Source organism: Paenibacillus sp. 01T422 (assembly GCF_056398785.1).
Map to the genome: position 1 here is coordinate 1 of NZ_JBFTQB010000682.1, position 5,387 is coordinate 5,387.

Annotated in this window: 6 protein-coding genes and 1 pseudogene; 4 read left to right on the plus strand and 3 right to left on the minus strand. The window is 44.7% G+C overall.

The window, feature by feature from the left end; all coding sequences use genetic code 11:
- Nucleotides 1-129, minus strand: a pseudogene (locus AC1DUA_RS28820) (TetR/AcrR family transcriptional regulator); the annotation flags it as partial.
- 194 nt (nucleotides 130-323) lie between these two features.
- Here AC1DUA_RS28820 and AC1DUA_RS28825 point away from each other — a divergent pair.
- Nucleotides 324-512 (plus strand): hypothetical protein, encoded by a 189-nt coding sequence (locus tag AC1DUA_RS28825; RefSeq protein WP_477503024.1) that lies wholly within the window; start codon nucleotides 324-326, stop codon nucleotides 510-512.
- A 61-nt stretch (nucleotides 513-573) separates the two neighbouring features.
- Nucleotides 574-783 (plus strand): hypothetical protein, encoded by a 210-nt coding sequence (locus AC1DUA_RS28830; RefSeq protein ID WP_477503025.1) that lies wholly within the window; start codon nucleotides 574-576, stop codon nucleotides 781-783.
- A gap of 69 nt (nucleotides 784-852) precedes the next feature.
- Here the strand turns inward: AC1DUA_RS28830 and AC1DUA_RS28835 are convergent, their stop codons facing one another.
- A complete protein-coding gene (locus tag AC1DUA_RS28835) occupies nucleotides 853-1,440 on the minus strand; it encodes a 50S ribosomal protein L25 (protein ID WP_477503026.1) in 588 nt (195 codons plus the stop codon).
- A 167-nt stretch (nucleotides 1,441-1,607) separates the two neighbouring features.
- Between AC1DUA_RS28835 and AC1DUA_RS28840 the strand changes: the two genes are divergently transcribed.
- Entirely contained in the window at nucleotides 1,608-1,898 is a 291-nt protein-coding gene (locus tag AC1DUA_RS28840) for a hypothetical protein (protein ID WP_477503027.1), read from the plus strand.
- Nucleotides 1,899-1,945: 47 nt separating this feature from the next.
- On the opposite strand, the gene AC1DUA_RS28845 is transcribed toward AC1DUA_RS28840, so the two are convergent.
- Nucleotides 1,946-2,800, minus strand: a complete 855-nt coding sequence (locus AC1DUA_RS28845) for an AraC family transcriptional regulator (RefSeq protein WP_477503028.1) — start codon at nucleotides 2,798-2,800, stop codon at nucleotides 1,946-1,948.
- Nucleotides 2,801-2,935: 135 nt separating this feature from the next.
- On the opposite strand from AC1DUA_RS28845, the gene AC1DUA_RS28850 reads away from it, so the two are divergent.
- The coding region (locus tag AC1DUA_RS28850) for a glycoside hydrolase family 2 TIM barrel-domain containing protein (protein ID WP_477503029.1) at nucleotides 2,936-5,387 on the plus strand (2,452 nt) is incomplete at its 3' end.

Consider the following 5,387-nt stretch of genomic DNA (forward strand, 5'->3'; position numbering starts at 1 on the left):
CTTGGACAATCCGGATCGGTCCATGATGTCCTTCATGGTGATAGCTTCACACCCTTTTTCCCGGATGAGATCTTTGGTTGATGTTAGCAGAACCCCCGTTGTTTGCTGTCTGCGCTCCTCTTGTTTCAACACCTTCACTCCTTTTTCAACTCTCTGTAATAACTTTATTATAAATACCGACCATCGGTTTGTAAATAACTTTATTTTCCACAAATTGGATGGATTGTTGAGCAAGTCGGACGGACAGAAAGGTTGCACAAACTCCGAAGAGTATACGGTGTCAGGTCTAAACAACATACTGCAGCATATAGGGGTCATACATCTTGCAAAGACGAAAAGCAATTCGTGGTAAATTAGAAAAAATGCTGTGGTTCTGCCCTGTACTTATTATTGCTATCGGGAGTATTCCGAACGTTGCGGGAAGCATGTGGTGGGATGCGTTCGGGGTGCTTTTGTTTGTGACGATCATCATCATCTGTGGAACAGGTTTACAAAAAGAAGGAGAAAATTAATATATTTATAATAAAAAATTAATGTTTATGCTCTATCATAGACCTAAGGGAGTGATAGATTATGACATCTTCTTACTTCGATCAATGGTTGGACGAGTATAATGATTATATTAGGCTTTATGAGATTTTTGGCGATAAGGAATATTTGGATGAAGCAATAGAAATACGCAATAGTTTGCAAGTGATTGTAGCTAGAGCCGAAAAACATAAATTAATCGTTTCGAAAGTGATGAGCAGCCAGATGCATGCCTATGGCAAAGCCTATCTCTGATTGAAACGCGAACAAATAAAAACAGACTCTAGCGCAGTTAATGCGCAGAGTCTGTTTTCATAGACACGTTTATTCGGCTGCAGCTTCTGATTGTGCATCCGCTTCAAGGGGCGTGTCCAACTTTTGTGTGCCGAGTATCGTGACAAGAACGGTCTCTGGATCGGAGAGAACCTCAACGTTCTTGGGTACTTTAAGGTCAGCTACTGTGAGATGTTCACCAATACTTAGTTTGCTAATGTCAAGCGAAATGGATTCCGGCAGCTTGTTAGGCATGCACCGAATCATGACTTCATGCGATTCCACTTGGAGAATGCCGCCTTCCTTCGTACCCTTGGCCTCACCAGTAAAATGGACAGCAATTGTTGTATCTAGCTTTTCCTTCAAATCAATTTGCAAAAAGTCAACGTGCAGCAATTGACCTGTCAAGGTGTCCTTTTGGACGTGATGGATGATGACGGATTCCTTTGAATTTGAGGGCAAAGCTACTTTCAGAATGGCATGCGGATTGCGTTTCAGTGATGCTCGGATTTCTTTTTCCGGGACGGTGACATGTTCGGAATCCATACGAGAGCTGTAAACTACAGCGGGAACTTGACCTTGTTCTCTCAGTTTCTTCACAGGACCTGTTCGTTCAGATAGTAAAATCGTTGTACTCATGTTCTGCACCTCCGTAGCGTAGTTAGAGCGGCGTTCAGCCCTATATTCATTTACCCGCTAACGAGCAGAGTGAAACAGGAAATAAATAGGAAGATTTTTTTTATTTTGGGCTTCTTTATCTTACCATTTGAGAGTAAAATAGAGGACAAGAGGAGGATTGATAAAGGATGAGTACACTGAAAAGTTTCACTGATTCTGATCAACATATTTCGTTGGAGTTGAGAGATGATCATCTGACTGTGCTGCGTTTACACGGTGAAACGTCTATTTACCCTTTCAAAAATATTTCTCTTGCCTCTGGGCCGATACCGGAATACCCCCTGAACCGCGTGGCGCTTACTGTTATTGATTTCAACACTGGTGTAACCGATTTCAAATTTTCTTCTAGTAAAAATGATTTTGAGATTTTCGTCCAAAAATTGATCGAAATTCATAGTGAGTTTGTACCTAATCATTAAGTCAAAAATAAGTGATGTATCCTAGAGGATAGGCGAGGCGACTCGTCCTATCCTTTTTCTATTTGACTGTTATTATATTGATTTCGGAAAACGTCAGGTGTTAAACCAACAGATTTGCGAAAAGTTGAAATAAAATGCGAAGCATCCAGGAAACCCGTTGTTTCCGCGATTTGTTTAATCGTTAAGTGATGCCCGGTAATGAGCAGTTCTTTGGACTTCTGAAGCCGCAGCTGGAGCAGGTATTGATAGGGGGAAAGGCCAAATGCTTTGCGGAAAAGCGTATTGACGTGCTGTGGACTGACGCCTAGCTCATCAGACATCCAGGTAAGACCGACATCGGCGGAACCAAACTTTTGCTCTAATTGAAATAAAAGCGGCAATAAGCGCTCATGGCTTTGGGACAAGGAGGCGCTTCTGTTGACGTTTCCGTGTTTTTTGAGCAAGGTAAGGAATTGATAGACTTCTAGTGAACCATTCATGCCAGTGAAATCATAGCTATAACGATATTTTTCATAAAAATATTCGTGTATGCTGGCTAGCGGAGTATCCATGCCCCAGCTGATCTGGGTAGATAATGGGAACTCCAAGGCATAAACGATGGAGGCAGCGAGTGCGCCGTCAAAGGTTAGATACCAGGTTGACCACTTGGGCGAGAGAACTTTGTACTCGTGAGGAATTCCCGCGGCAAGCAGCACGCCTTGATTCTCGCCAAGTTTGATCGATTGGTTGTCGAGGATGATCTCTCCAGTGCCTTCAATCGTTTGGAGCCAGTGAAAGCAGGGATAACCATCTTCCCGCTTGTAATAAAGCTGCTGACTCTCGAATCCGACTGTTTCGAGGATCAGCGGCAGCTTGCGGTCCGTTTCGGTGATGACGAAAAACTTCCTGTAATCAATAGCCATAGCTGAGGAATCATCTCTTTCATTTTTTAATATGCCATGCGTAGTATCTTATATTTTAAAAGAGTTTATTGTCAGTTACAATAAATACATCGTTGATGATAATTATACAACACCATTAAAATGAGGTGCGAATCCATGGCTAATAAGTACGTCTATTCACCGCCTGTGAACGGTTTCCCAGAATGGAATAATAATCCGCAGATTTTTCAATTAAACCGCTTGGAAGCGCATGCAACGCTAATGCCTTACAGGTCAGAAGCAGAGGCGCTCGCAGGAGTACGCGAAGCATCTGATTCCTATCAATCTTTGAATGGAACGTGGAAGTTTCATTTTGCAGAGAATGCTGATGGGCGGCCTCAGGAGTTCTATAAGAACGACTATGATTGCAGTGACTGGTCTGACATTGCAGTGCCATCCCACTGGCAGTTGCAGGGCTTTGATTTTCCGCAATACACGAATATCATCTATCCATGGGTAGGCCATGAAGAGGTGAAACCTCCTTTTGCACCTGTGAAGTATAACCCTGTCGGCTCGTACTCCCGGAGCTTTACGATCCCGGCATCTTGGGCGGAGCAGCCTGTATACTTGAGCTTTCAAGGTGTAGAATCAGCTTTTTATGTATGGGTGAACGGTGATTTGGTCGGCTTTAGCCAAGATTCTTTCACACCCGCGGAATTTGATATTACGCCATACTTGGTTGAGGGCGAGAATAAGCTCGCAGTCGAAGTCTATCGGTGGAGCGATGCAAGCTGGTTGGAGGATCAGGATTTCTGGCGGTTAAGCGGGATTTTCCGTGAACTAAGCGGTAATCTGAAGCAGGATGTGGAGTTATCTGTTAAGGTGGAGAGTCCGGCACTTTGGAGCGCGGAAAAGCCTAACCTGTATACACTGGTTCTAAGTTTGAAAGACGAGAGTGGCGCGTTGCTGGAAACGGAGAGCTGCAAAGTAGGCTTCCGCAAGTTCGAAATTCACGATGGTTTGATGAAAATCAACGGCGAGCGCATTGTCTTCAAAGGCGTCAACCGCCATGAATTTGATACAGACCGCGGGCGCAGCGTCGATAACGACAGTATGCTTGCTGATATTTTGCTGATGAAACGATTTAATATCAACGCCGTGCGTACGTCTCATTATCCGAACCATACACGATGGTATGAGCTATGTGATGAGTATGGATTATACGTCATTGATGAAACCAACCTTGAAACGCACGGATCGTGGAGCTATGCCCAAGAGGAAGAGGGAGATACAGTACCAGGCAGCAAGCCTGAATGGACGGGGGCCGTACTGGACCGCGCGAATTCCATGATGCAACGAGACAAGAATCATCCATCGATCGTGATTTGGTCACTTGGGAATGAGTCATGGGGCGGGGATAATTTTATTAAAATGCATGACTTCCTACGTGAGGCTGATCCTTCCAGGGTCGTTCACTACGAGGGGATATTCCACTGCCGGAGTTCTGAAGCATCCTCTGATATCGAAAGTCAAATGTACTCCAAAATTGAAAAAATTGAAGAGTACGCGAATAACAAACCGAAGAAGCCGTTTATTTTATGTGAATATAGCCATGCGATGGGTAATTCCTGCGGTAATTTATTTAAATATTGGGAGCTGTTTGATAAGTATCCGATTCTCCAAGGAGGCTTTATTTGGGATTGGATCGATCAATCCATTCGAACAACGACGCCTGAAGGTGTGACTTATCAAGCTTATGGCGGCGATTTCGGGGATACGCCGAATGATGGCAATTTTTGCGGTAATGGATTAATTTTCGCTGATCGTACACCGTCTCCGAAAATCCATGAAGTGAAGAAATGCTATCAAAATGTGAAAATTGCAGCGATTGATTTGGCAAAAGGTCAAGTAGCTGTAACGAATCAATTCTTGTTCACGGATCTTAACGAGTTCAATTGGACGTGGACGATCGAACGTAATGGTGATCTTGTTGGTGAATCGAAGAGTGGACAATTTACTGTGAAGCCTGGTGAAACGACTACAATTGAACTCGACTTGGATCAGCATGAAGCTGTCAGTCCGAAAGATGAGTTCGTGCTCACGATCAGCCTTCAATTGAAAGAGGATACCTTGTGGGCTTCAAAAGGGCATGAGATCGCATGGGAGCAGTTCTTGCTGCCTGTCCGTCAGTCGTGGGTGCATGCCGACTTGGTCACACAAGCAGAGTCTGCTGCTGCGGTATCAGAGCTTGCTGCTGTGCAGATTGCGTCCACGTCGGAATCGATTACCCTGAAAGGAAACAATTTCTCGCTTCAATTCCATGCTGCAACGGGCAATATCACTTCCTATCTGTACGAAGGCAGCGAGTTGTTCCTGACAGGACCTGCGCCTAATTTCTGGCGTGCTTACACAGATAACGACCGCGGCAACCAGCACCATGTTCGATGTGCGCCATGGCAAGAAGCAGGCAGCGGAAGAAAGCTGCAAGCGTTGCAAGCGAAGTCTTCCAGGGATGGCCGCGCAGAAGTTCACGTATATTATGAGCTTGCTACAACGCCAGCTTCAAATGTGAAATTAGTGTACACGGCATCGCCAGATGGGGAAGTGGAGGTGCGCATGGAGCTAGTTC

What these genes read in the sequence shown, in the direction of transcription:
- AC1DUA_RS28830 (WP_477503025.1), top strand. Translation starts at nt 574, where the DNA reads ATGACATCTTCTTACTTCGATCAATGGTTGGACGAGTATAATGATTAT.
- AC1DUA_RS28835 (WP_477503026.1), bottom strand. Translation starts at nt 1,440, where the DNA reads ATGAGTACAACGATTTTACTATCTGAACGAACAGGTCCTGTGAAGAAA.
- AC1DUA_RS28840 (WP_477503027.1), top strand. Translation starts at nt 1,608, where the DNA reads ATGAGTACACTGAAAAGTTTCACTGATTCTGATCAACATATTTCGTTG.
- AC1DUA_RS28845 (WP_477503028.1), bottom strand. Translation starts at nt 2,800, where the DNA reads ATGGCTATTGATTACAGGAAGTTTTTCGTCATCACCGAAACGGACCGC.